Below are 1,581 nucleotides of genomic sequence, written 5' to 3' on the forward strand. Positions count from 1 at the left end.
CCCCCGCTGTCGTGGCGGCCACCTACTTCGACGCACTGGGCCGCGGTGACGTGCCGACTGCCCTGGCGCAGTTCGACGAGGCAGTGATCTGGCACCAGCCGGGCGCCAACCGGTTCTCCGGCGACCACCTGGGCCTCGAGGCCGTCGGGGCATTGCTGGGCGGGATGATGGAGGTCAGCCAGGGGAGCTTCCAGCTCGCGGTGACGGGCCCGGCCATGGTCAACGGCGAGCTGGTCGCGGTGCCCGTGCGCTTCTCCGGCCGTCGCGAGGGAGCGTCGATGGACATGGCCGGAGTGGACCTGCTGACCGTCCGTGACGGCAGGATCATCGAGGTGCACCTGTTCTCCGAGGACGGCGCCGCCGAGGACGCGTTCTGGGGATGACGCACGTCCGCCCTTCGGCGTAAGCCTGGGCGTCAGCCGAGGCGGGCAGTCCCGTTGGGTGCCTCGAATGCCTGTAGCCACCAGGCCGCAAGTTCGGCTGCTTGCTCGGGGTCGAGACCTTCGTGGTCCTTCTGCTCAACCCCGGTGGTGGCGTAGGTGCGGGCATGTCCGTCCGAGCAGGCATCCAGGTCGGTCTTGGCGACGGTCCTGCGGTGCTTGATCACGGGTGGCCACCGCGCACGACCTGAACGAGGTCGCCTTTCATGACCTTGCCACGCGAGGAGTGCGGCCGGCGAAGAGCCGCCTGCAGGGCCTTTCGACCGAGTGAGGGGGCGAGGTCGCGAACGCGCCTGGCCACCCAGGGCGCTGCCTCGACCGCGAGCGTGCGTAGTTCACCCAGACGCGTGGTGGGATCCCCGTCAAGATCCAGGGCTGGTGGATCGAATGCCAGCCCGTGTTGGCTGAGCAGGGCGGAGAATTCGTGGGCCAGGGCCCGGTGCCCGAGCTCGGAAGGGTGCAGTCGGTCGATCGACCAGAACTCGCGGTCATAGACGCCGGGATGGCTGGCCAGGTCGACCTGCAACCCACCGTGGAGTCGGTGAATCTCGTCGTAGGTGGCGTTGAGTTCGTCGATCCGCTGCCGAAGGGGCCGAGCGAGACGGCCGGGGAGGCCAAAGACCCGGCTGTGATCGTGGAAGCGCACCGTCAGCAGCAGCGTCCCCTGTTCGGCCAGGCGGCTGGCGGCGTGGAGCAGGTCCGCACGGACGGCTGCGCTGTCCCAGGTGGAGCGCATCGTGTCGTTGAGTCCGATGATCAGGGATGCCAGGTGTGGACTGTGGTCGAGTGCCTCGCTGAGCTGCATGGATCGGGCGTCGCCGGCCGTCGCGCCCGGGTGGGCGAGATTGCAGAAGGAGACGTGGTGGTCGCGGGCGATGGCCTCGCACAACAGGCGCGCCCAGCCACGGGACCGTTCCGAAGCACGGTCGCCCAGCCCATAGGTCACGGAATCGCCCAGGGCGGCAAAGCGAACGTAGCTGCGTGGAGTTGACATGGTGGCCCGCCGGGATCAGAGCGTGAACCAGGTGACGAGGAGCCCGAGCGTGCATCGGCGGCAACTCGCCACCGTTCCTCCCTGGCTCCTGATCTCACGGATCAGCTGTTCCAGCTTGTCTCGCGCAATCGTCGAGGTGTGCCATGT

Annotated in this window: 3 protein-coding genes; 1 reads left to right on the top strand and 2 read right to left on the bottom strand. The window is 68.4% G+C overall.

Annotated features, from left to right (window positions below; translation table 11 throughout):
• Nucleotides 1-383, top strand: a 383-nt coding sequence (locus tag ACOADB_RS28410; protein ID WP_378607121.1) for a nuclear transport factor 2 family protein, incomplete at its 5' end; no start/stop codon positions are given.
• 32 nt (nucleotides 384-415) lie between these two features.
• Here ACOADB_RS28410 and ACOADB_RS28415 read toward each other — a convergent pair.
• Nucleotides 416-607, bottom strand: coding sequence for a hypothetical protein (locus ACOADB_RS28415; RefSeq protein WP_378607124.1), 192 nt, complete (start codon nucleotides 605-607; stop codon nucleotides 416-418).
• Nucleotides 604-1,434: an SGNH/GDSL hydrolase family protein gene (locus ACOADB_RS28420; protein ID WP_378607127.1), complete on the bottom strand. Its 831-nt coding sequence runs from the start codon at nucleotides 1,432-1,434 to the stop codon at nucleotides 604-606. The genes ACOADB_RS28415 and ACOADB_RS28420 overlap by 4 nt, the downstream gene beginning before the upstream one ends.
• Nucleotides 1,435-1,581: the final 147 nt, after the last annotated feature.

The organism is Nocardioides sp. CPCC 206348 (genome assembly GCF_048654705.1).
Lineage (GTDB): Bacteria > Actinomycetota > Actinomycetes > Propionibacteriales > Nocardioidaceae > Nocardioides.

Excerpts from the sequence above, each read along its gene's own strand:
- ACOADB_RS28420 (WP_378607127.1), bottom strand. The coding sequence starts at position 1,434 with ATGTCAACTCCACGCAGCTACGTTCGCTTTGCCGCCCTGGGCGATTCC.